Here is a 25,088-nt window from a genome sequence, read left to right as displayed (position 1 = left end):
TGTTATTCATGCAAGCTAACCTTTTATATGCCAAGGGCATAGTGTTTGTGTTTCCTAAACACGATGAATCAGGAAAGACACACAGATTATAAAACAGATACCGGCTTTGTGCATGTGCGCGGCGCTCGCGAACACAACCTTAAAAATGTAGACCTCGATATCCCTCGCGACGCATTGGTTGTTTTTACTGGCGTATCAGGTTCCGGAAAGTCATCCTTGGCTTTTGGCACCTTATACGCCGAAGCACAGCGTCGCTACCTAGAGTCCGTTTCTCCTTATGCCCGGCGCTTATTTCATCAAATGCCTGTACCAGAGGTAGACGAAGTGGACGGTTTGCCGCCAGCGGTGGCATTACAACAGCAACGAGGCGGTACATCCACCCGATCATCAGTAGGTAGTGTTACTACATTATCTAACCTGCTACGTATGCTTTACTCACGTGCAGGCGATTACCCACGTGGTCAATCCATTCTTTACGCAGAGTCATTTTCTCCCAACACGCCAGAGGGCGCTTGCCCGCAATGCCATGGTCTGGGGCGCATTTATGATGTTACAGAAGACTCTATGGTGCCTGATAAATCATTGACCATACGTGAGCGGGCTATTGCCGCCTGGCCTACTGCCTGGCAGGGCCAAAACTTACGCGATATCCTAACCACCTTAGGGTATGATGTAGATCAGCCCTGGCAGAAACTCTCTAAAAAAGAACGCGACTGGATACTATTTACAGAAGAGCAGCCCACCGTGCCAGTGTATGCGGGATTTACCCGTGAGGAAGTGCAACGCGCTATTAAACGTAAAATGGAGCCCAGCTACATGGGTACGTTTATGAGTGCAAGGCGTTATGTAAGGCACACATTCGCCAACACCCAAAGTGCCTTGATGAAAAAACGTGTTTCGCAATTTATGCTGAGCACCGAATGTCCTACATGCAAAGGCAAACGATTACGACCAGAATCCTTATCCATAAAATTTGCCGGCTATGACATCACGGAGCTTTCCCGGCTTCCATTGATCAAGCTACAAAGCATTTTTTCTTCCTATGCCAACGGTACTGCTAAAGCCATGGCGAAGATGAAAGCAGATGACCACCAGGAACGGGCCATTGTGGCACAACGCATAGCTCAAGACTTTACGGGTCGCGTGCGTGTTTTATTGGAGCTGGGTTTAGGTTATTTAACGCTGGAGCGCAGTACGCCCACTCTCTCGCCGGGTGAGCTGCAGCGACTGCGGTTAGCTACACAGGTTCGCTCAAACCTCTTTGGTGTTGTGTATGTGTTAGATGAACCTTCCGCCGGTCTACACCCAGCCGATACTGAAGCACTACTTTCCGCCCTTGATAAATTGAAGGCATCAGGCAATACGCTGTTTGTGGTGGAACATGAAATCGATGTGATCCGGCATGCCGACTGGGTGGTAGATGTAGGTCCTGATGCGGGTGAAAAAGGCGGGCAAATATTATACAGTGGGCCCTTTCGTGGATTAGAAAAAATACAAACATCCAAAACACGCCACTTCCTTTTTGATAGCGATTCTTTTAAAAAGCACACCGTACGTCAGCCAAAAGGATGGTTACGCCTATCAGGTGTAAGCCGTAACAACCTTCATAACCTTGATGCGGCCTTTCCATTGGGTGTACTTACCAGTGTTACAGGTATATCAGGTTCTGGAAAATCCAGCCTGGTAAGTCAAGCATTGGTAGAATTAGTAGCCGAACATTTAGGCCATGAGTTGAAGGTGGAAGAAGAGACAGACATGCTACAGGAAACAGATCTTATCACCACTAGTGGTAGAATAAAAGAGGGCCTTGAAAATATTAAACGCTTAGTACAAGTAGATCAAAAACCCATTGGTCGTACACCACGTTCTAACCTGGCTACCTATACCGGCTTGTTTGATCATGTGCGCAAGATCTTTGCTGCTACCAAGCTGGCCAAAAGCCGCCATTATGATGCGGGGCGCTTTTCGTTTAATGTAGGCAAAGGGCGTTGTGAGAACTGTGAAGGCGAAGGTTTTGTAATGGTGGAACTGCTCTTTCTACCAAGCGTATACGCGCCTTGCCCGGTGTGTCAAGGCACTCGTTACAATGCAAAAACGCTGGAAGTTAAATACCGCGAGAAGAACATTGCTGACGTACTGGGAATGACAGTTGATGAAGCCTTTGCATTTTTTGATGAAGAGCCAGCGGTCTCCCGTTCGCTGCAGGTATTACAGGAAGTAGGCTTAGGCTATTTGCGGTTAGGCCAGCCAGCTACTGAACTCTCTGGTGGTGAAGCCCAGCGTATTAAACTGGCCACTGAATTACAACGTGTAGGTCGTGGCAACACACTCTACATACTAGATGAACCTACCACTGGCCTCCACCCTTCCGATGTTGAAAAGCTCGTTACGCAATTAGATAAGTTAGTAGATGCAGGCAATACCGTTATTGTAGTAGAACACGATATGCGTGTAATTGCCGGCAGCGACTGGATCCTTGATATTGGTCCCGGCGCAGGCGAAGAAGGCGGACGTATAGTAGCAACGGGCACACCCGAAGCAGTAGCAAAAGCAAAGGACAGCCGCACGGCCCCTTATTTAGATAGGTTTCTGAAGGGAGAGTAATGAAGGAAAAAAAGGAATGTTCAATGCTCCATATTTATAGATCTAGGCACAAGGAAGGATGAGTAATTAATAAGGAGTAATGTGTGAGGAGGGTGTACCTTTAAGATTCTTCACTTTGGCCTGATTATCAGGCAACTATATAAAGTGTTTTCTTATTGATTAATGAATGTATATAGGAGGATGGTAGGAGCAGTAGTGAATGTGGAAGGCAGGTAGAGGGCTTTTTCTGTGCAGTTGGTACGGACTTACCTACAGAAGAGGTACAGAAGAGGTACAGATTAGGTACAGGAGAGGTACAAGAGACCAGGAAGAGAGGAGGAATTGGGAATTAGGGTATTGGGGATTAGGAGAAAGCCCGGCTCGTGAATGGTGAGTGGTCAGTGGTGAGTAGGCTAACGCCCGCCCCCGGCCCCTAAAGGGGAGCATCCACGCACAAAGAGCAACTTTTCTTTTATCACATTGCTTATTGAGTGTTGAAGATTGAGCATTGCGCATTTCCTTACTTCTTCATTCTTCACTCCTTGTTCCTTGTTCAAAATTCTGCCTAGCTTCTGCTGCGCTGCCCTTCCCGTTAGGGGCCGGGGGCGTGCTGAGAGTGTGTGCAGGCTCTTGCCGAAACATCTTTGCCAGAAGTTCATATAAATCGGGGTGGCGTTCCTGCAACAAATCAGGGCGCTCAAAGAAATACTCTGCGACAACTGCAAGAAACTCGGCTTTATTAGTAGCTCCATAGGGATTGATATCGCTGTTATTTTGTTGAATACGTTCAATGTTTTCATGTACCAACTCTAACCATGGCATTACATATTTTCTGGAAAGCAAGGCTTCAGGAACGCCATCTACTGCACCATCTGTTTTGTCTACCAGGTGCACAAACTCATGTATAGCTGTATTGGATTTACCCGACTTATTCAAAAAACCCTGGCGCAGGTCATACTGCGAAAGGATCATGATATTCTGGTAAGGCCCGTTTCCCACCACGCCCAAAGTAGAACGATCAGCTCCTTGCTGATCAAATGTATCATTGAAGGCATCGGGATACAGTAGCACTTCATTTAAATTGATATACTCCCAATCCTTAAAACCAAAGATGGGAATAATAGCACTGGCAGCTACTAGCACTCGGTCTAGGGGCTCTACTGTTACATTTACTCCTGAAATGCGGGTGGTGTTCAGAAAATGCTGCAAGCGGCTTTCAAACTCCTGCTTACCTGCTTCATCTAATTCATTATAAAAAGGCACATATTCTATCAAATAGCCTCGCTCCTCCTCTGCCAATGAGTATGTATACGCCACTTCTTCAGTATGCTTTTTTGTAAACAACAGTTTCATCACCAGGAAAAAAGAAGCCAATACAACCAAGGCAATTATTACTACTTCCATGGCGGTGAATTTAAGTAAACCCTGACATATGAATGTTGACATGAACGCCCATCTACAGTTACCGCTATGTTTTGAAGAAATTGGAGTGCGGTAAGAAGATCAACAGATTTATTAAACCTTTGCATTGAAATGCCTCAACTTAGCGTAGTTTTTGTCTTACTACCTTGTATAAATAACGCAGCTATCAGTAATAATATATGAAGAACCTAAGTGAAATTGCCTTTAAGAATGAATTTGTCAATCAGTTTCCTGGTGACGATAGCGGTAATCTAACACCCCGCCCTACACCGGGTGTACTTTATAGCAAAGCCATTCCCACACCTGTTAAAGGTCCTAGTTTACTGGCGTGGTCGGAAGAGCTGGGCAAAGAGCTGGGAATTCAGAAACCTATTGATCAAACTGATATAGATATTTTAGGCGGTAACCTGGTTACCTCTTCCATGTATCCTTATGCCGCTAATTATGCAGGGCATCAATTTGGCCACTGGGCAGGTCAGCTAGGCGATGGTAGAGCCATTACATTAGGAGAAGTAATTGCTACTAATGGTCTGCCATATGAAATACAACTCAAAGGCGCTGGTCCTACTGCTTATTCCCGCCGTGCCGATGGTCGTGCCGTATTACGTTCATCTGTACGCGAATATTTAATGAGCGAGGCCATGTATTATTTGGGTGTTCCTACTACCCGGGCTTTAAGTCTTATAAGTACAGGCGATCCCGTTTTGCGCGATATGTTTTACAATGGCAATGAAGCTTATGAGCCGGGTGCTATTGTAACACGTGTTGCACCCACCTTTATCCGCTTTGGCAATTTTGAGATATTGGCTGCCCGTCAGGAGAAAGAAAACTTGTTGGGACTTATCAACTGGACCATTGACCGCTATTACCCGCATATTCAGGGCGATGACAGGATCATTGCCTGGTACAAAGAAGTAGTGGAAAGAACGGCAAAATTGATGGTGGAATGGACGCGTGTAGGTTTTGTACATGGAGTGATGAATACAGATAACATGTCTATATTGGGGCTAACTATTGATTACGGTCCCTATTCCTTTATGGACGACTATGACCCCAACTTTACTCCAAATACTACCGACCTGCCGGGCCGCCGGTATGCCTTTGGCAAACAAGCAGGTATTGGCAAATGGAACTTAGCTTGCTTAGCGGGCGCTATTGCACCTGCGTTTACAGATACTACTCCTTTATCAGCGGCCCTAGAAAGTTATGATGATACCTATTGGATGTATTACTATGGCATGATGACAAACAAGCTTGGTTTGGATGCATTATTTGAAGAAGACATTGTGCTAATCCGCCAATTGGAAAAGGTATTAATAGATTTGAAGCCAGACATGACCATTTTCTTTCAACTTCTAATAGACTTGCCTTCTACTTTACATACAGAGCAGGATATACTAGATCATTTTAAAGAAAGCTTTTACCAGGAACCTGAAGCACAGCAAGCGACAGACGTCTATCAATGGATGAATGACTACCTGGAGCGTTTAGAAAAGAATACGATATCAACAGAAGAACGAATCAAATTAATGCGTGCAACTAACCCACGCTTCATTCTACGCAATTACTTATTGCATCAAGCTATTCAAGAATTGGAGAATGGAGAAAACACACTCTTTTCCAAACTGCAGGAAGCGATTAAGGACCCCTACTCCAATAAGTATGCGGAATTCTTTGTCAAGCGCCCAGACTGGGCTACACAGCAGGCTGGTTGTTCTATGCTGTCTTGCAGCTCTTAATACAGGATTGAAAATATAACTATAATAAAATAGCCATCAGGTATTCATCATAATAGTCACCGGTAGAATCTAACCGGGAGCTTTTGCGTATACGGCCCTCCATTTCAAAGCCTGCTTTTTGATATACATGAATGGCTCTATCGTTGTTGACTTCTACAGTCAATTCCAGCCGTAAGAAACCCTGCTCTTTACTGCGTTGCTTTATTTCTTCCAATATCCGATAACCATAACCTTTGCCCTTATCTGTAGGTTGAACACCAAAACTGCCTAAATAAAGAATATGTGCTTGGCGGTATTGTTTTGGTATTAAGCGATAGGTTCCTACTCTTTCACCATCTTCTTCTGCTACATAAAGTGTATGGGTTTGAAGTAAACCATCATAGATCGTTTTGAAAGCCTCGCGCCCCATAGGGTCAAATGTGAGTTGAGGATTGGCTTCTTCATCCATATAAATATCATAAATGAAGTCAAAATCACTCGGCTGTGCCAATCTGCTAGTCATCGATTTGGTTTTGAAGAATGTAAATAACACATATTACAAGAAGCTACTCCTTCAATATCTATCTTTCTTAAGAGCAGCTATTAAGCAGATACTGTTGATGTTGCTTCTGTATTGGTTTGTTCAAAGCTTTTTAAGCATGCAGGGCATAAACAATCTTCATAAGATGCTTTCAATTGCTCCAAGGTTTCAGGTGTCAGGCGTACCCCTTCACACCAGCACCCAGGTTGAGGATTACTGCAGGTAAAAATGGTTTGGCATTTTGAACATTTCTTTGCCTTCATAGAATTGCTTATTGCGCAAAGTAACAGGGAAAAGCTTTATAGTTTAGCCGGTCTTCAAAATCAAAAACAGTTTTTAGGTCGGCAATCGGGAAGTTTTTCCTTTAAAAGCAACTTCCGATTCTCGATTGCCGATTGCCGGCCTTCTTACCCAACTAACCAGGCAAAGCATGTACAAACAGTCTTTACTTGCTAGAGCGCATTATCGATGCTCTTGGTAGGTAAGCGGGGGCAATATATCCAGTAGCTGCTGTCGCTCTTCACCAGAAAGCATCGGAGCATTCAATGCCTGTACCGCATCTTCTAATTGCTCATCTGTGCGCATGCCAACGACAGCGGCCACTACAGCGGGATGCTCTAGTACAAACTGTATAGCAGTTTGGGCGGCATTACGCTCTTTACCTGATAGTGCGTTCACTGCATCTGCCGCTTTTTTAACCTGCTCTTCCGTGTAGTTTAAGTAAGGTGCTGCTGGTTTGTTTACCAATAAACCCTGTGCTACACCTCCTCTCACTAATACCCCAATTCCTTTTTCCTGAAGTAGTGGCAAATTCGCCTCTTCTGGACGCCTGTCTAAAAGGCTATATTGTGTCATTACACTCACTATGTTTGAGCGCTTCACCCACTCTCTGATCACATTCGGACGTATAGATGAGATGCCATAATAACGGATCTTTCCTTGTTGCACCAGCTGTTCAAAAGCTTCAATCGCTTCGTCTATCGGGTCTTGCAGTGTACCACCATGTAATTGGTAGAGGTCGATATAATCGGTTTGCAAACGCTTCAAGCTCTCTTCTACTGTTTTTAGAATATGCTGTTTGCTGGGGTTCCAATCCCAGCCGCTACCATCTGGCCGCCATATATTGCCTACTTTGGAAGCAATAATTACCTGCTGGCGTTTAGGTTTTAATGCAGCACCTACCCACTCTTCATTGGCTCCTTTGTCATACAGGTCGGCTGTATCAAAATAATTAATACCCATTGCTACTGCCTTTTGCAATAAAGCATGAGCATCTGCTTCTTGCTTTAGCGACATACAACCATAACCAATTCTACTAACCTTTAATGCTGAGCTTCCAATAGTTGTGTACTGCATAAGGATTCTGATTAATGACTTTCGTTTTTTCAACCAACTTGCCAGGCAGCAAATTACATAATAGCGTAGGCAATCAGGTGTGGTATTTTGATAAAGTAATGCTTTATTCAAAATCTAACAAGCAGGTTCAAGTGTAGTCGGCACGATTATGGACTATCTGCCGGGTCCTATTTTTGAAGCATCCTTTTTATAGTAGTCATTTGACTATGGCGGCTCATCAAAATCACTGATGAGCTAAAAACCCTTTATAACTATTAACGCATTGCCAGTTATGGAAGAAGTTAACCAAAGAACAACGGATACCAGCTTACAGGGAAAAGTAATTGTTATTACAGGTGCCTCCAGCGGTGTTGGCAGAGCTACTGCTTTAGCCTTGGCGCGTAAAAGTGCCTCTGTAGTATTAGCTGCACGCCGCGATACCGTATTGGACGAGGTAGCTGAAGAATGTAAAACATTAGGTGGTAAAGCCTTGGTTGTACCGACAGATGTAACTGATGGAGATGCCATAAAAATATTAGCAGCAGCTGCCGAAGAATGGGGTGGCCATATAGATGTTTGGGTAAATAATGCAGGTGTGCTGGCGGCTGGTCCGTTTGAAGAAACGCCTGTTGATGTGCATGACCAGGTTATTAAAACCAACTTGCTGGGCTATATACATGGTGCACATGCCGTATTACCCATTTTTAAACAACAGGGTTATGGTATTCTAGTTAACAATATATCCGTAGGCGGCTGGTTTCCTACGCCCTATGCTGTTGGGTATAGTGCCAGTAAGTTTGGGCTCAGGGGCTTTTCAGAGGCCTTGCGCGGTGAGCTACACCAATGGCCACAGATTCATGTGTGCGATCTATATCCTGCGTTTTTGGATACACCAGGCATTCAGCATGCCGGTAATTATACGGGCCATCCTTTACGCCCAGCACCGCCTGTTTATGATCCACAAAAAGTAGCAGAAGCGATTAGCCGATTAGTCTTACATCCGCGACCATCAACAGTAGTGGGAGGAATGGCGAGCTTTTTAAGAATAGCCCATGGTCTATTTCCTGCCCTTTCCCGAAATATTACAGCAAACACTATGGAATTCTATTTTAAACGAGCGGACTCTATAAAGAACACAGATGGCAATCTCTTTGAACCAGCCGAATATGGCACCAGCATACATGGCGGCTGGCGTACCCCGCCCACTCCCCGCCAAAAGGCATTCACCAATGCATTGCTGGTAGCAGGCTTGGCAGTGGGATTATTATGGCTGGGCAAGCGTGTGTAATACGGCTAATAAATAATTATGTTTTGGTGCTTGATCAAAAACGAGGAACAAGCATATTGGAGTATATCCTTTGTAGCATGTTTTAAAACATTCTACGATCAGCATATAATCAGGCACAGGATATTAAATAACAACTACTATTAAGCAGCACTACCGGTAATGCATAAGGGTAAAGGAGGCTAACATTTTTTTGGTGAATGCATAACACTCGCTATCTATTATTTGCAGCAATAGCAGAACACGAGAAGGTTTTCTAAATGGAATTAATATAAATAGTATATAACGCTAAGGCTACTAATGCACCGGCCAGCGTGTTTAGAAAGTTAACCATATTGTTTTGCAATAGGCCTTTTCGTTCCAGTGTAGCACCTAAAACCGAGTCGGTAAGATTGCCAATTGTTCCAGCTGCTACTACCATTAGCAATGCGGCCACTGACCAACCATAGCCTGTACAATAAACCACTGCAATGAAAGCGCTACCAACGACACCAATTAACACACCCTCCAGGCTAATAACACCGTCTAACCCTCTGTGATCTCTTTTGAAGGTAATACAGTTATAAAATCGTTTTCCATATACACTGCCTAATTCAGAGGACAAAGTATCAGCGGTAGCAGAAGCCAGACTACCGGCAGTCATTATTGCCCATAACGGAAGATTCTCTGGATAGCAAATAGCCAATAAGCCTAACAGGCCCGCTACGCCACCATTGGCCAATACTTGTTCTATGGTACGCTGACCGCTGTGTTTTTCCGCTATACCTAGTTTGTTTTTTGTATTGGATTGCCAGGCTGTAGCTAAGGTGCCTAACAGGAAAAACAACCCTAGCATCAAAATACCAAATACACCTATACCCAGGTAGATGAATGTCGCCAATACACCTCCGGCAATACCTCCAGCCACAGTAAGCTTTCGGGTTAATATGCTAGTTAGCACTGCCAGCACTACCACTATAATAAAAAGGATATAGGTATGAAGCACGCGGCAAGATAGCAAGCCTTATTGGTTATGCGCAGAAAAGAGAAACAAAAGGTCTGTAGAAGTTGTACAGTATTTACTTACTGCTACCAGAAGAAAATAAAACAAGTGCTCTACTGGCTTAAAATAAGGGCTAGGAACAACTGTTACGTATAGATTCATTTATTTCAAGAGCCATTGTATAGGCTGATTAATAGATTTCAGTATAATCTTTGTGTTTGTAATAACTTCATCCAAAAAAGGCCATGGCGGTTAAGATAGAAGAATCATGGAAAGAGGAACTTAAGGACGAGTTTAAAAAACCCTATTTCAAACAGATAGTAGAACACATAAAAACCGAAAAAGAACAAGGCAAAACCATCTATCCACCGGGCTCTTTAATATTTCATGCCTTCGATGCTACACCTATTGATCATGTAAAAGTGGTCATCCTTGGGCAAGACCCTTATCATGGTCCAAAGCAGGCACATGGCTTAAGCTTTAGTGTTCAAAATGGGGTTCCTCCTCCACCATCACTGGTCAATATTTTTAAAGAACTTCACGAAGATGTAGGAATGCCCATCCCTTCGCATGGCAACCTGGAAAAATGGGCGCAGCAAGGTGTGCTGCTCTTAAATGCTTCATTGACTGTGCGGGCCGGAGAACCTATGAGTCATTCCAAAATTGGTTGGCACCATTTCACTGATAGCGTTATCAGAAAGGTTTCTGAAGATAAAAAACATGTGGTGTTTATGCTCTGGGGGAAATTTGCGCAAGAGAAAAGAACCCTGATCGATGAAAAGAAGCATTTAATTCTAAAAGCGGCGCACCCCTCTCCACTCTCTGCCCATAATGGCTTTTTTGGTTGCCACCATTTTTCAAAGGCCAATGCCTGGTTAATGAAACATGGTATCGATCCAATAGACTGGGCGTTGTAATTTTGCATTATGGTGAAAAATATTCTGGGACGCCTATTTGCTTTATGGGCTATTATCATGTTTGTGCCTTCATTGATTATTACCGTGCTGTTTATTGCCCCTACAATAAACTGGCCGGAACCCAGGCGTTCAAAATACCTTCAACCTGTATACCAACGCTGGATGACGTTTTTCTTCTTTATGACTGGGGTTAGAAGAGTTTTTAAAGGAAAAGAACATTTTACTAAAAAAGAGGCTTTTGTCATTGTGTGTAATCACCGCTCTTTGATGGATCCACCGCTTTCCAGCCCAGGAATTCCCGAGCCCACCAAAACGATTGCCAAGATAGAGATGATGAAGATCCCGGTATTTAATGTGCTTTATAAAAGTGGAGCGGTTCTGGTAAACCGGAAAAGTGAAGCCAGTCGCAAGCAAAGCTATTTAAAGATGAGAGAGGTCTTAGACAAGGGAATACATATGTGTATCTATCCAGAGGGCACTCGCAACAAAACCAAAGAGCCTTTACGTCAATTTCATGACGGCGCTTTCAAGCTGGCTGTAGAAACCCAAAAGCGCATTATGCCGGCTGTTATTTTCAATACAGAAAAAGTACTACCCCCTAGCAAGTCCTTTTACTTTTGGCCTAGCAAAGTAGAAATGCATTTTCTACCGCCCATTTCAACCGCCAATAAAAGCGTGCAGGAATTGAAAGCAGAAGTATATGAAACAATGAAGAATTATTATACACAGCATAATCGTGACTAGCACTTATCTCAAAAGTTTTAAAATAAACGTATTATCATTGGGCTTGTAAAAGGATAAAACTTTCCTTCTACAAGCTCAGGATAAACGGACTCCACTGAACAAGTAAGATGCAATTGCTGTAACTAGCTTTAGAAATTACTGAACGTACGCGTTCTGTTAATGCGCAGATCCTGTAATAATGATGATTTAGGATTAATTGAAATACTGAAAGAGCTATACAGGCCCTTTTGAATACCAATTGACATTTGCCAGCAGTGCATATCCCTGTTAATAGACATACTAACAGCTTCTACCTTCATGGACTGGAAGTTGAAATAGCCATTGGTTGTAAAGTTCCACTTGGGCGTTAAGCTAAAGCTGCTGCGAAGTGAAGTGGTGGCGTTAAACTGGGTTCTAAAACCAGTGTAATTAGGTAATGGAACAGAGGCAAAGTTTGCAGCGAAGTCAATGCTAATATCCCAAGGAATATTAAAATCAACAAACTCTGAAGGATTGCGGCGCATATACTCCTGCAAACGTTGCTGATCACCCAGTAGCATCGGATCGTTGATTGGTCGCCCTGTATTAACCGTTTCCTGGGCCTTATCGGGATCTCTTGGTTTACTTTTGAAGGAAGTAGACAATGAAATACTACCGGCAGTAAAACGACCTGGCTGAAAATGGCCATCCCCAAAGTAATACTGGTTCAAGCGTTGACCAACACTATCCGTTTTATAAGGTGTAAGATTGGCCGTTGCTGTCAAATTCACTTTGTCAAATAATGTACTTCGCAGATAAAGATTGAAATCTCCCAGTTTGAGAGAGTCCGCGAGGAAGTTATAATTACTACTAAAACCGAAACCATCGATTAAACGCACTTTCCGATCCGTACTATCGCTACTCCCTTTCTTGGGTCGCAACTTCATCTCCAAGCTATTATCAAAACCAAATGATATACCGCCAAACTCTACATTGCTGTAACCACTATAAATATTCCCCCCCACTGCCAATTTTGAATAATCAATTCTATGTTTTATCCCCGAGCTATCTGTATATGGTAGTGAGTCAAAATATCTCCCTGAAAAGCTAGGTGAATAATTAAAACTAAATGTAGGACGTATAACATGTCGAATGGCCTTGACTTTTGAGTTCTTGAAATTATACGTACCATAAATATTAGTATTCAAGCTTACGCCAAAAGACATGCGGCGATCTGTGTAAAAGCCCTTGGTAAAAGCGGTATCTATATCTTGCTCTACGGGATCAAATTTTAATGTTCCTTGACGCATCATCCACTGTTCTTCGTAAGACACAAATGGCGCCACCAATAGTGGGCCCAATGAAGGCAATGAAAGATTAATAGGAATACGATGGCTGGCTCCTGCAAGTAACGTGTCTAACAGCTGCTTACCGCTAAGGGCCGTATCATAAAATGAAACCTGGTTACGGGCTGTACCATTATAGCCGATACCTAATTTCTCATACCACTTTGGTGCTCCTACTGCTTCTTTCCGTTGAAAAGGATAGAGTGTATTTACGGTAAAACCAGCATCTGGCAGAATAAGGTTTACTAAACGAGTTGCATTATTTTGGTTGTGGTTGGCACTCAAGGTTAGATTATAAGGTTTACCAGCCCAGGATTTGGAATAGGCAATTGAAGAACTTAGCTGGTTTTGGAAGTTGCGTAGCGCATTATTGGGCAACAATTCGTTATACCGGGTAGAACCGGCATTCACGTTGGCTGAAAATGATGTACCCGGGCGCGCCTTGCTATCTACGGAGTGGCTCCAGTTAATCATGAACGTATTGAACTTACTATAGTCAGGGTCTCCTTTAAAATTGAACTTTGTACTTTGTAACGAAAGGTTCATAGCACCACTAAACCGGTACCGAACGCGGTAGGTAGGTATCAAACTGGCGCTCCAGCCACCGTACGAATAGATATTCCCCCTCAGTGTTACATCATAATAATCATTCAATACTTTATAGTATCCCAACCCTTCCAATCCTAAACCGAATTCCTCATTGGTTACAAATTGTGGCGGCAAGAAGCCAGAGTGGCGGCCGCGAGACAGCGGGTAAAAACCAAAAGGCAGGTAAATAGGGACAGGTACCCCTTCAAATTCCGGATGTACAGGCCCCGTAATAGCCACCTTATTATTAACCACCTTCATTTTATTGGTTCTAAAAGCAAAGTGGGGTTCATCCAGGTTACAGGTTGTAAAGTCGCCACGTTTTATAAATAAGGTATTGGCATTCACCTTTTTTATGGTTTCACCATGCACAAACATTTCATCTTGCTTGGTAAACGTGTTGCGGGTTAAACCTTTCTGGGTTTTGAAGTTAAAACTGATGGTGTCGCTTTCAAACTGATTGTCACCTTGTGCAAACTTTGCCCTGGTTAATACTTGCCCCAGGCTATCCTTATCATTAAAAGCCGTGACTTCGCCTGTGGCTTGGTTTAGTTCCACTTTAGGAGCGGTAAGTGTAACATCTTTATAGGTAGTCTTAGTTTTACCATATAAGATCACTTTTTTTTCCTGGGCCAGGATAACAGCGCTATCTTCTGCCTCATAATTTACCGGGGCGTCCAAGGTATCTTTTGATAGACGCAAAGAAAAAGTGTCGGTAGTTACTTGATTCAGACTGTCAATTCTATTTAAGGTAGTATCAATGCCTTTTTTTAGTGAAGTGTCTCTTTTCGCTGGAATAGAATCTCTTTTACCGGGGATTGTATCTTTCCTGGAAGGCAGCTTGGTGGTATCTTTCAACAGCCTGGATATGGGTTTCGTCGTATCGGATGTTAAAGACGTGTAAATTAGTTTTTTATATATACCTAAAGCCTTGCTCTGGTGCGTTAATGCAAAAAACAATGCTAAAATGAGCATTGTGAGAACATTCCATTTTAAACTAAATTTGCGGAAGCCCATCATAAGGTTGATGGGCAAAAGTAGTTTATTAACTAATAATTAATTTGTGAAGATTCAGTTATAAAACGTTTAACGTAAATCCATTATGCTAAAGAAAACATCGTTTACCCTATCTTTTCTCTTCCTATTTGTATTATCCTCTTCGCTATATGCGCAAAACCAATCTCCAGCTTTAAAGAAAATCATTATAGACGCAGGGCACGGTGGAAAAGATCAAGGTGCAGAGGGGTTAGTTACAACTGAAGCACAAATCTGTTTAGCTATCAGTAAAAAATTAGGTGATCAGATTGGTATAGTGTTTCCCGACATTAAAACACTTTTTACAAGAACAACAGACATCATTCCTGGAAATAAGTCTAATAAAGATGAAGGGCTTCGATACAGAGCCGATTTTGCCAACCAATCGAGCGCCGACCTTTTTATCAGTATACATTGTAACTCAGCCGGAAGAGCACCGGGTGGTTGGAATGAAAGAAGAATTGTAGACTATGATGAAAAGGTGTCATATGTTGGAAAAGGTAAAAAGAAGAAAAAAGTAGTTCGGAAGATCCCAATCTACGAAAGCTTCTATATACCAAACACAACAAAAGGAACCGAAACGTATATATGGACAGCCAAAGAGAACTCCCACAAAGAACAAATGGTTTCCATTCCTGAACCTTCTTCTGAAGAGGATAGCTCTATCGTAGTTCCAGATGATGACCCCACAATCAAGGCCTTACGACTTCTTTATACCAGAAAGTATTTTGCCAAAAGTTATCAATTCGCAGACTTTGTACAACAGGAATTTATAAAATCGGGCAGAATCAACAGAGGCGTAAAGCAAAGAAATGAAAAAGGAATTTGGGTACTTCATGCTACAGGTATGCCTAGTGTATTAATTGAAGTAGGGTTTATTTCTAATAAAGAAGAAGAAGCTTATTTAATAAGTAATGATGGCCAAAATGAAATTGTAGGAAATATTATTGAAGCGATCAGAAACTATATGCAGTTTATTCAAAAACAAAAAACAGATAAAAACACAACCGCCACAACTCAAATTTTGAATAGTAAATTTGACAATATACAGTCGGATGACAAGAAGGTGAATGGTTACTAGTATTCTCTTTATAATTGGCTTGGAAAATGCAGTAACACCTATAACTGATCAGTAAATTGATTTTGAAATGCTTAAGAAAACATTGCTTACCCTATCTTTTTTTAGTCTTCTCACTGTGCTAGTTTCTTTTACATTTGAGAAAAGACAAAAAGCCATCCGCACTATTATTATAGATGCTGGTCATGGTGGTAATGATGTAGGTGCCAGAGGTGCCTATTCGAATGAAAAAGACATATGCCTGGCAGTGGAAAGCAAACTAGCTGAACTGATCCGCAAAGAATACCCTGAAATTAAATTGATCCGCACTCGCCCTACTGACGATTATGTACAGTTACATACAAGGGCTGATATAGCCAATAAAAACCACGGAGACCTGTTTATCTCTATTCACGTTAACTCTGCCCCTGCTGTACAACATAAAGAGTTTATTGGTAATAAAACAGTGGTTACCTATGTGGGTAAAGGAAAGAAAAAGAAGAAGGTAACCAAACAGGTACCACAATACCGCTATTATACCACACCTAATCCAGCTAAAGGCACTGAGACCTATATATGGGGAGCGCATAAAAATGAGGATAAAGAAGTGGCGATGAAAGAAAATGCGCCGATGTTAACGGAAGATAATTACAAGCAAAACTATGGTGACATTGACCCCAACTCTCCAGAGTTCGTTGCGCTTTCTCTTTTAAAAACCAAACAATTCTTTAAACGCAGTGCTACCCTGGCAGGCATGGTAGAAGAACAATTTACACTAGCTGGCAGAACCAGCCGTGGCCAGAAACAGCGACAGGTAGGCATCTGGGTACTTCAGGCTACTGCTATGCCTAGCATATTAGTAGAAACAGGGTATATCTCTGATCGTACTGAAGAACAATATTTAAATAGTCAGGAAGGTCAGGATGAGATAGCCCGCTGCGTAACCAATGCATTAAAGAGTTATATTACCTGGTTGGAAAAACAGCAAGTATCTTCTGACGGCCAAACACAGGCTCCAGCAGTCTCCTCAAAAGAAACATATAGTTTTTTAAAAGCGGTAGAGCAAGAAGAGCAAAAACGTAAAGCCCTAGCTAAATAAGCTAATTCGTTCATCTATAGCATGGTACAATTTTTTTGCGTGTCTTGGCTATGTGACTTTAATGTGCACAACAGCGAGAAATATATTGTTATATTGGCACCGGATTAGACAGTAGTACTACGCCATAGAAAACGAAAAGCATGAAGATTTCAAATGAAGCTAAGGTGGGCCTCCTTGCGATTGCAGCGATACTAGTATTGGTATTAGGGTTTAATTTTTTGAAAGGAAGAAACCTGTTTAACCGCGAGCCTACCTATTACGCGGTATTTAAGAATATTGGCTCCTTAGAAAAGTCAAATCAGGTAAAAATCAATGGATTACCTATAGGAACAGTTTACAATTTTATTCCATCAGACAAAGAAGTCAATTCGATTATCGTTGCTTTTCGATTAAACCGTGACGTGGTTATTCCTAGTAATTCTGTGGCATTTATTGATGGGGCCATTGTAGGCTCTTCATTTATTAATATTGAGAAAGGCACATCTAATAGCTATTTAAATGAAGGCGATACTATATCTACCCGCCTAGAAGCAGGTCTGATGGCAGATTTAAAAACCCAGCTCTCTCCTACCATTACCCGGGTAAATGAGACATTGGATTCATTCAAGCTTATTCTGGGAAGTATGTCTGCGATATTTGATCCCGCCACCAACAGTAATATTCAAACATTAATTGCTCGGCTTGCGATCTCTTCAGCACACCTGGAACAATTACTGAATGCACAAACCGGCGCGCTGGCACAGACACTCAGCAACATGAATGCGGTATCTGCAAATCTGGCAAAAAATAATGATGCTATTAATTCCACTATACGTAATGTAGAAGTAACAACGGCCAATTTGGCTAACGCTCGTATACAGGAGACCGTAGCAGCACTAGAAGGCACTATCACCGAATTAAAAGGCACAGCAGCAGGACTACGCACCAGTATTGAACATATTAATAATCCAAACGGCACCTTGGGTGCATTGGTTAATGACCGAAAGCTTTATGACCAAATGAACAAGGTAGCTCTAGGTTTAGAAATTTTACTAGATGATGTGCGTTTGCACCCGAAACGCTACGTTAATATTTCCGTTTTTGGAAGCAAGTCAAGCCCCCAGCCATTAACTTCGCCAGCGATTAAGGATACGATTCCTGTAGGCGGCCAATGAAGATTAGACTGATTTTATTACTGGTATCATTGCTTTCACTAGTTGCAGCTGATGCACAAACAGCACCGGCAGACAGCGTGCAACCATTACATATTTTGCCACCAACCCAACGCCAGTCCTATAAAAAACTTCCGGATGGGTCTGAACTGCAAATCCTGGCAGGCAAGGTAAAAGTTCGGCAAGGCACAACTTATTTCTATTGCGATAGCTTGGTAGTTAATACCAATACCAGAATTTTAGAAGCTTACGGTCATGTACATATCAATGATAGCGATACTGCACATGTTTACTCTAATTACTTACGCTATTTACTAAACGAACGAAAAGCGTATTTAACTGGTAATGTTAAACTAACGGATGGGCATGGTATATTAACGACTAAAGAACTTGAATATGATCTTGCTACTAAAGTAGGGACTTATAAGAACGGTGGTCGTGTTGTCAACAAAAAGTCGGTATTGACCAGTGAAGAAGGCGTCTACTATGCAGACATCAGAGATGTCTATTTTAAGAAAAACGTAAAATTAAAAGACCCTGCCTACGACCTTCAAACAGACTCCATGATTTACAATACCGAAACGCAGATGGCTCGGTTTATAACGGAGACGTTTATGAAAGATAGTAGCGGCCGTACCATTCAAACGCGTGAAGGTTATTATGACTTGCGTAGCGGACATGCTGAATTTTCACAACGTACCCGCATTCAGGATAAATCTATGGTGGTTCTTGGCGACCAGATAGCCAATGATGATAGTTCTGGTATCATCCAAATCCGAGGAAATGGTGTATTGATCGATACATCACAGGGTGTGAACATTCTAGCCAATGAAATATTTGCTAATAAAAAGACTGGTGCATACCTGGCAACTAAAAAGCCCTTGATGATAATACGTCAGGAGAAAGATTCTATTTATGTGGCTGCCGACACGCTCTTCTCAGCCAAGCTTACCGATTTATATAAAATACCAGATACAGTTCAAAAGAAAGCCGCACCAGTAGCTAAAAATAGTAAAAAGCCCAATACAAATTCACCCCGTTTAAATAACGACAGCACTAACCGCTACTTTGAAGCCTTTCGGAATGTACGTATTTATTCTGATTCTGTGCAGGCTGTAAGCGATAGCCTATTTTACTCGTTCAAAGATTCTACATTTCGACTTTATGACAACCCGGTAGTTTGGTCCAAGAAAAGTCAGGTAACGGGTGATACCATTTACCTTTTTACTAAAAACAAAAAGGCTGACCGCTTTCAAGTATTTGAAAACAGCTTTGTAGTCAACGAAAGCCAAATTGGTGTGTACAACCAGGTGAAGGCGAATCGCATGGATGGCCAGTTTAAAGAAGGAAACATAGACACCATTGGAGCAAAAGGCAATGCAGAATCCATTTATTTTATACAGGATAAGGATAGCGCCTATACCGGAGTAAATCAAACGACCAGCGAACTGATGGATGTTTATTTTGACAAAGGCGAACTGCACAAAGTAGTTTTGAGAAACACCATAAAGGGTACGTTGACACCTATTTCTCAAAAAAGTCCCGAATCGGCCCGCCTTGAAAAATTTCAGTGGCTGGAGCGTCGTCGTCCCAAAACGAAATATGAGTTGTTTGAATAAAATAGTTATTCCACAACCCTCCTTATATATTTTAAGAATTTACACCTACCTGCCAATCAGAATTTACACTAGTTCGGTTTACTAAAAAAAGCACCAACACGATTTGAGATAGTCAATTCCCTCCAAATCCTTTACTGGCAAGACTTTCCGAATTATTCTCTTTCTATGCACAATTTGCTAGAAAAGAAGCTTAACTGATTATTATCAAAGCTCATCTGTTAACATTTTCGTTACATTTATGCCTTAAAATTTTTTCTGTTTATGGATGTATTAAAACGACTGCTCATGGCAGCTGCGTGCCTGTTGGTCACGTTTGTCGGTTTCGCACAAAGCCGGCAAATCACAGGTACTGTTCTTTCGCAAACTGACAATACTCCTTTGCAAGGAGTAACTGTTACCAACCGTAACACTAAACAAAATACTCAAACAGCGGCAAATGGTACATTTAGTATCAATGCTGAAAAGGGGCATGTATTAGTGTTATCTTATGTAGGATTTGTAAACCAAAACTACACTGTATCTGATGAGAACAACGTCGGCATCATCTTATCCTCTTCAAAAAACAATACACTTGAAGATGTGGTAGTTGTAGGTTATGCTTCTCAGAAAAGAGGAAATGTAACTGGTTCTGTTTCAACTGTTGATGTTAAGAAAACTTTAGGAGGCAGACCTATTGCAGATGTGGGTAGAGGTCTTCAAGGTGCTGCATCTGGTTTAAGCGTAACCATTCCAAGTGGTGAAGTTGGATCTGACCCGATTATCAAAATAAGAGGGCAGATTGGATCATTAGAGGGAGGAAATAAACCATTGATATTACTTGACAACGTAGAAATACCAAGTATTCAAGTGGTAAATCCTAATGATATTGAATCCATTACAGTTTTAAAAGATGCTGCGTCCGCATCGATTTACGGTTCTAAAGCCTCCTTTGGTGTTATATTGATCACTACCAAAAAAGGTTCTGGAAATGGTAAGCCTCAAATCAACTACTCCAATAACTTTTCTTATCAAAATGTGTGGAAAGATCTGAAAATGGCGGATGTAAATGGCTTAAAATATACTGTAGACGCTGCTGAACGGATTGGCACATTTACCCCTACTGGTGCATTTTATTATGTAGACCGTGCTAGCTATGAAAAAGCTGTAGCATGGAAGGAGCAGTATGGCAATACCATCGGTCCAAACGATCCTACTGTGTTTGGAAGAGATTGGTATGTTCAAGGAGCTACCAACCAGAAAATGGGGGTTCGTACTTATGACCCTTACGACTATATGGTAAAAGAATGGGCACCCACTCAGCAACATGATTTGTCTGTAGGTCTTACTCAAGGAAAAACGTCGTACAATTTGGGATTGGGTTTATTAGACCAAAGCGGTATGTTGAAGCCTGCAAAAGTTGATAAATTCTCTCGTTATAACGCTTCATTGAAATTATCTAGTGAGCTTAACAAGTATCTTACTATTCGTGGTGGTGCATTGTATTCCAGAAGAAATAAAGAATATGCATATGCAACAAACTCAACAACTGCTGACCCTTGGCTGTATTTATACAGATGGAGCTCCCTATATCCGTTAGGCAATGATGAAAATGGAGATGCCATCCGTAGCCCATATAGTGAAGTAGCTGCAGCAAACACAGCTAACATTTTGCAGAATTATTCGAATTTAAATCTTGGTTCAACAGTTAAAATCACAAACGACTGGAAAGTAGATTTCGATTATACTTTTTCTAACCAAGAAGAAATGTGGAACAGACCGGGCACAAGATTTACCGCGAGAAACTCTTGGGTAGCACCGAAAGCTCGTGTTGATGCAAGCGGGAACCCTGTATATGTAAACAACGAAGGTCAAGTGGTTAGCAGTACAACTCCAGGTGCTATTCGCGCTTTTGACTTATCATTGGATGCTTACACTGCTTTAGGATCTAATCCAGACCATTTTGCCCGAACAGCTACTAACTTTTTCAGTCATACCATTAACGCTTACACTACTTATGGATTAAATTTAAATGAAGACAATGTATTTAAATTTATCCTAGGAGTTAACCGTGTTACTGCCACTACTGAATGGCAATCTTCTCAAATAACTGGTTTATCAAACATTGAGAATCCTCAATTTAACTTCGGTACTGGAACACAAACTATTGCTGGAGACAAAACCTGGGAATCTCAATTAGGCTATTTTGGACGTATAAACTATGCGTTTAGAAATAAGTACTTACTTGAAGGAAACTTACGTTATGATGGCTCATCCAAATTCATGTCCTCTTTGTGGTGGAGATGGTATCCTTCTTTCTCTGCAGGTTGGGTAGCTAGTGAAGAAGAGTTTTTGCAGTGGATGAAACCTGTTGTAAACTCTCTTAAGTTCCGTGGATCTTGGGGTACAATTGGTGACCAAACTGTACCAAACGGGTTATATATTTCAACTTTACCAGGCGGCGCTGCCACTTGGATTGGAGCAAATGGAGCTAGAGTAGCCTATACTGGTACTCCATCTGCTGTATTTTCCGATATTCAATGGCAAGATGTTGAAAGCAAAAACTTAGGTGTAGATGTTGCAGTTCTTAACAATAAGATCAACTTTACTTTTGATCTTTTTGAAAGAAATACCAACAATATGATCATGCCTTTGGAAGGCATACCATTTACTTTTGGAGCCCCTGCCCCATTAGGAAATTTCGGGTCTTTGCAAACAAGAGGTTGGGAGTTTTCAATGAACTTCAATCATAGATTTAAAAATGGCTTGGGCATCAATTTCAGAGGAAACATCTCTGATGCCAAATCAACCTTGACAGATTATGGTACAGGGACCCAAGTTACCAGCAATTACACTGGTAAAACTATAGGCGAAATCTGGGGTTATCGTACTGACAGATTATACCAATTAGAGGATTTTGAACTTGGTGCAGATGGTAAACCTATTCTGGTTACACTTACTGCAGCTGAAAGTGCTCTGAATGGTGGTAAGAAAGCCTACAAATTGAAACCAGGTGTTGATGGTAAAAAACCAGTATACCAACCATTCTTACAAAATTCCTCAAACTTCTATTTTGGCCCTGGTGATGTTAAGTTCAGAGACTTGAATGGTGATGGTGAAATTAGTAATGGTAGTGGAACCTTAGCAAATCATGGTGACCTTGAGGTAATTGGAAACTCTACTCCTCGTTACGAATATGGATTCAGATTAGGAGCAGACTATAAAGGATTTGATTTCGGAGCCTTCTTCCAAGGTGTTGGAAGTCGCCAAATTTGGGGAGATGGATTCCTTGCAATTCCAGGATATAATTCTGCCGATGGCGCCATGCCAGAAGCAATTGCTGGCAATTATTGGACTCCTCAAAACACTAATGCCTTCTATCCTGCAGCTTATAACAATGCTGCTAGCAACTCAACCAACAACATGCAGGTGCAAGACCGTTATTTGTTAAATATGGCCTATCTCCGCTTGAAAAATGTTACAGTAGGTTATACACTTCCTAAATCTGTAATGAGCAAAGTAAAAATGAATACGTTGAGAGTATATGTAGGCCTTGAAAACTTTATAACCTGGGATCATTTAGGAGATTTACCGATTGATCCAGAAAGCATCAATGGCTATTCTATGTGGAATACATCGAATTACAATTCTAGCCGCACTGGTACTGGCGTACCCGCATTCAAGAGCGTTTCATTTGGTGCACAATTAAATTTTTAAAAAACAAGAATAATGAACTTTTCAAAATATCTATATAGCTTATTAGCTTGTACATTGCTGCTGTCTTGCGGTAAAGACGTATTAGACCGGCCGCCGCTTACAAATTATCTTGATGATCAATATTGGAGAAATGAAGATGATGTTCGCATGTATGCAAACTCATATTATCCGTATTATTTTTCTGGTTACAATACTGGATTTGGAGTAGATTACTCACCTGTTAGAGGATATACTTTCTCCGATGATCTAACTGGCAAAAATGCACAAACAAGTTTTGAAAGTAGTATTCCTGCATCTAGAGGCTCCTCTTCAGAAACAGCTGCGTGGATGTCTTCTTATGCCGGACCTACATGGAACTTTGCTTGGGTTCGTAAATCAAACATTTTATTGGACCGTTTGGATAATGTAGTAAAGCCAAAACTTTCTGATGAAGCATACAAACACTGGACTGCTGTTGGAAGATTTTTCAGAGGGTTTGAATACTCCCGTTTAGTAAGCGTATTTGGCGATGTTCCTTATTTTGACAAATTAGTTGACTATTCTGATTTGCAAACTTTATACAAAGACAGAGATAACCGGGGCGTAGTGATGGATAAAGTGTATGATGACTTTAAATATGCACTTGCAAACATGAGGGATAATGATGGTACTCAATATATGAATAAATATATTGCTGCTGCTTTTATTTCTCGTTTTATGCTATTTGAAGGAACATTTCAGCATTATCATGGTTTAGATGCTGCAAGAGCAAAGAAATATCTTGAATTTGCTGTAGAAGCATCTGAAATTGTAATGAATAGCAATAAATATAACTTCAGCAAAGATTTTAAATCTATCTTCTCGTCCGACGATTTAGCCGGGCATCCAGAAGTTATACTTTACAGAAAATATGATGCTGCCTTGAATATAACTCACGCTATTGGTTCCTATTCAAATGGCACTGAGGTTGTTGGCGTAGATCCTAACTTGGTTTTAATCAAATCCTTTATTGCGAATGATGGAAATGTTTGGCAAAACTCTACTGTTACCAATGCCAAAAGTTTTGCAATTGCTGATTTAGTGAAAACAAGAGACCCTCGTTTTGAAGCTTCGTTTATTGACAAACCACTTGCTGCATCAGCTACCCTTTTATATGGTTATAAGTTTGCGTCAAGAGAGGCTATCACTTATATTAATAAAACATATCCTCCAGCATGGGGTAGTAATACCAATACCAGCGATGCCCCAATTATTCGATTGGCAGAAGTGGTGTTGAACTGGATTGAAGCAAAAGCAGTACTAGCTCAATATTTTGGTAGTGCAGCCGTAAGCCAGACTGACCTGAATAAATCCATTAATGCTATACGTAACCGTCCTCTGGATGGTGACGCTATTTCTAAAGGAGTGCAAAAAACAGCGCCTCTTCAATTAGCAGCAATACCTAACGATCCTGCACGTGACGCCGATGTACCAGCATTGATTTGGGAAATCCGTCGTGAAAGAAGAATGGAATTTGTATTTGAACACACCCGCTTATTGGACCTTAAGAGATGGAAAAAGCTTAGCTACATGAACTTTAGCTCAAACCCTGATTATCTTCTTGGTCCTTGGGTAAATGTACAAGCAGAGATTCCTAGCTACCTAACAACTGCAAACAAAGGAAAAATCAGAGTTAAGAAAGATGACGGTACTATTGTAACTTGGGATGGAACAAATGCCAGTGCAATGGTTGGCTTCTGGATGGTTGAAAGCGCTGCAAACAGAAATGCCTTTACTGATCGCGTTTATCTGTCTCCAGTTGGTCAATCTCAGATTGTTCAATATAAAGAGAAAGGCTTTAATCTTACTCAGACAACAGGCTGGTAGGAACTTACCTATCTATTATAAAGCTATTATTAAGAGACCGCCTACTATTAGGCGGTCTCTTTTTTTATGTATCTAAAAATTAAATACGACTTTAATAATTGTAGCTAAGCATCGGAAATGTTTGTTAGTCGGGATTCCTTTGGAATATTTACAAAATCTACTCTAACTAT

17 protein-coding genes are annotated in these 25,088 nt (G+C 41.4%); 11 read left to right on the top strand and 6 right to left on the bottom strand.

What is annotated here, in order from left to right; genetic code table 11:
* Positions 1-63: 63 nt before the first annotated feature.
* Entirely contained in the window at positions 64-2,604 is a 2,541-nt protein-coding gene (gene uvrA / locus SY85_RS00245; protein ID WP_066401192.1) for an excinuclease ABC subunit UvrA, read from the top strand.
* A gap of 507 nt (positions 2,605-3,111) precedes the next feature.
* Here the strand turns inward: uvrA and SY85_RS00240 are convergent.
* A complete protein-coding gene (locus tag SY85_RS00240; RefSeq protein WP_066401190.1) occupies positions 3,112-3,987 on the bottom strand; it encodes a M90 family metallopeptidase in 876 nt (291 codons plus the stop codon).
* Between the two features lie 197 nt (positions 3,988-4,184).
* Here SY85_RS00240 and SY85_RS00235 point away from each other — a divergent pair, with 197 nt between their 5' ends.
* Positions 4,185-5,744, top strand: a complete 1,560-nt coding sequence (locus tag SY85_RS00235; RefSeq protein WP_066401184.1) for a protein adenylyltransferase SelO — start codon at positions 4,185-4,187, stop codon at positions 5,742-5,744.
* 19 nt (positions 5,745-5,763) lie between these two features.
* Here SY85_RS00235 and SY85_RS00230 read toward each other — a convergent pair whose 3' ends face one another.
* The 3 genes from SY85_RS00230 to SY85_RS00220 form a co-directional block, all read right to left on the bottom strand.
* Positions 5,764-6,246, bottom strand: a complete 483-nt coding sequence (locus SY85_RS00230; RefSeq protein WP_066401179.1) for a GNAT family N-acetyltransferase — start codon at positions 6,244-6,246, stop codon at positions 5,764-5,766.
* Between the two features lie 80 nt (positions 6,247-6,326).
* Positions 6,327-6,527 carry a cysteine-rich CWC family protein gene (locus SY85_RS26190; RefSeq protein WP_066401177.1) on the bottom strand — a complete coding sequence of 67 codons (201 nt, stop codon included), beginning with the start codon at positions 6,525-6,527 and terminating at the stop codon, positions 6,327-6,329.
* A gap of 199 nt (positions 6,528-6,726) precedes the next feature.
* The gene (locus SY85_RS00220; protein WP_066401172.1) at positions 6,727-7,620 is read right to left on the bottom strand and encodes an aldo/keto reductase; all 894 of its coding nucleotides are present in this window, start codon (positions 7,618-7,620) and stop codon (positions 6,727-6,729) included.
* A gap of 271 nt (positions 7,621-7,891) precedes the next feature.
* Here SY85_RS00220 and SY85_RS00215 point away from each other — a divergent pair, with 271 nt between their 5' ends.
* Positions 7,892-8,887, top strand: coding sequence for an SDR family oxidoreductase (locus SY85_RS00215; RefSeq protein WP_066401171.1), 996 nt, complete (start codon positions 7,892-7,894; stop codon positions 8,885-8,887).
* 253 nt (positions 8,888-9,140) lie between these two features.
* Here SY85_RS00215 and SY85_RS00210 read toward each other — a convergent pair whose 3' ends face one another.
* Positions 9,141-9,869, bottom strand: a complete 729-nt coding sequence (locus tag SY85_RS00210; RefSeq protein ID WP_066401170.1) for a DUF92 domain-containing protein — start codon at positions 9,867-9,869, stop codon at positions 9,141-9,143.
* A 242-nt stretch (positions 9,870-10,111) separates the two neighbouring features.
* Between SY85_RS00210 and ung the strand changes: the two genes are divergently transcribed.
* The gene (ung, locus tag SY85_RS00205; protein ID WP_066401169.1) at positions 10,112-10,783 is read left to right on the top strand and encodes a uracil-DNA glycosylase; all 672 of its coding nucleotides are present in this window, start codon (positions 10,112-10,114) and stop codon (positions 10,781-10,783) included.
* Positions 10,784-10,792: 9 nt separating this feature from the next.
* Positions 10,793-11,527 (top strand): lysophospholipid acyltransferase family protein, encoded by a 735-nt coding sequence (locus tag SY85_RS00200; RefSeq protein WP_066401168.1) that lies wholly within the window; start codon positions 10,793-10,795, stop codon positions 11,525-11,527.
* A 128-nt stretch (positions 11,528-11,655) separates the two neighbouring features.
* Here the strand turns inward: SY85_RS00200 and SY85_RS00195 are convergent, their stop codons facing one another.
* Positions 11,656-14,394 carry a putative LPS assembly protein LptD gene (locus tag SY85_RS00195; RefSeq protein WP_226998954.1) on the bottom strand — a complete coding sequence of 913 codons (2,739 nt, stop codon included), beginning with the start codon at positions 14,392-14,394 and terminating at the stop codon, positions 11,656-11,658.
* Between the two features lie 127 nt (positions 14,395-14,521).
* On the opposite strand from SY85_RS00195, the gene SY85_RS00190 reads away from it, so the two are divergent.
* From SY85_RS00190 to SY85_RS00165, 6 genes are all read left to right on the top strand, one after another.
* Entirely contained in the window at positions 14,522-15,535 is a 1,014-nt protein-coding gene (locus SY85_RS00190; RefSeq protein WP_066401164.1) for an N-acetylmuramoyl-L-alanine amidase family protein, read from the top strand.
* A 67-nt stretch (positions 15,536-15,602) separates the two neighbouring features.
* Positions 15,603-16,610 carry an N-acetylmuramoyl-L-alanine amidase family protein gene (locus tag SY85_RS00185; RefSeq protein ID WP_066401159.1) on the top strand — a complete coding sequence of 336 codons (1,008 nt, stop codon included), beginning with the start codon at positions 15,603-15,605 and terminating at the stop codon, positions 16,608-16,610.
* A gap of 140 nt (positions 16,611-16,750) precedes the next feature.
* Complete coding sequence (locus tag SY85_RS00180; RefSeq protein WP_066401157.1) at positions 16,751-17,764, top strand: MlaD family protein; 1,014 nt, start codon at positions 16,751-16,753, stop codon at positions 17,762-17,764.
* Positions 17,761-19,380 (top strand): OstA-like protein, encoded by a 1,620-nt coding sequence (locus SY85_RS00175; protein WP_066401155.1) that lies wholly within the window; start codon positions 17,761-17,763, stop codon positions 19,378-19,380. Before SY85_RS00180 ends, SY85_RS00175 begins: the two co-directional genes overlap by 4 nt.
* A gap of 261 nt (positions 19,381-19,641) precedes the next feature.
* The gene (locus SY85_RS00170; protein ID WP_066401153.1) at positions 19,642-23,073 is read left to right on the top strand and encodes a SusC/RagA family TonB-linked outer membrane protein; all 3,432 of its coding nucleotides are present in this window, start codon (positions 19,642-19,644) and stop codon (positions 23,071-23,073) included.
* A gap of 12 nt (positions 23,074-23,085) precedes the next feature.
* A complete protein-coding gene (locus tag SY85_RS00165; protein ID WP_066401149.1) occupies positions 23,086-24,918 on the top strand; it encodes a RagB/SusD family nutrient uptake outer membrane protein in 1,833 nt (610 codons plus the stop codon).
* Positions 24,919-25,088 lie beyond the last annotated feature (170 nt).

It is taken from the genome of Flavisolibacter tropicus, from assembly GCF_001644645.1.
In the GTDB taxonomy this organism is placed as follows: Bacteria; Bacteroidota; Bacteroidia; order Chitinophagales; family Chitinophagaceae; genus Flavisolibacter; species Flavisolibacter tropicus.
Note: the sequence above shows the minus strand (reverse complement) of the source record. Positions and strands in the feature narration are given on the sequence as shown.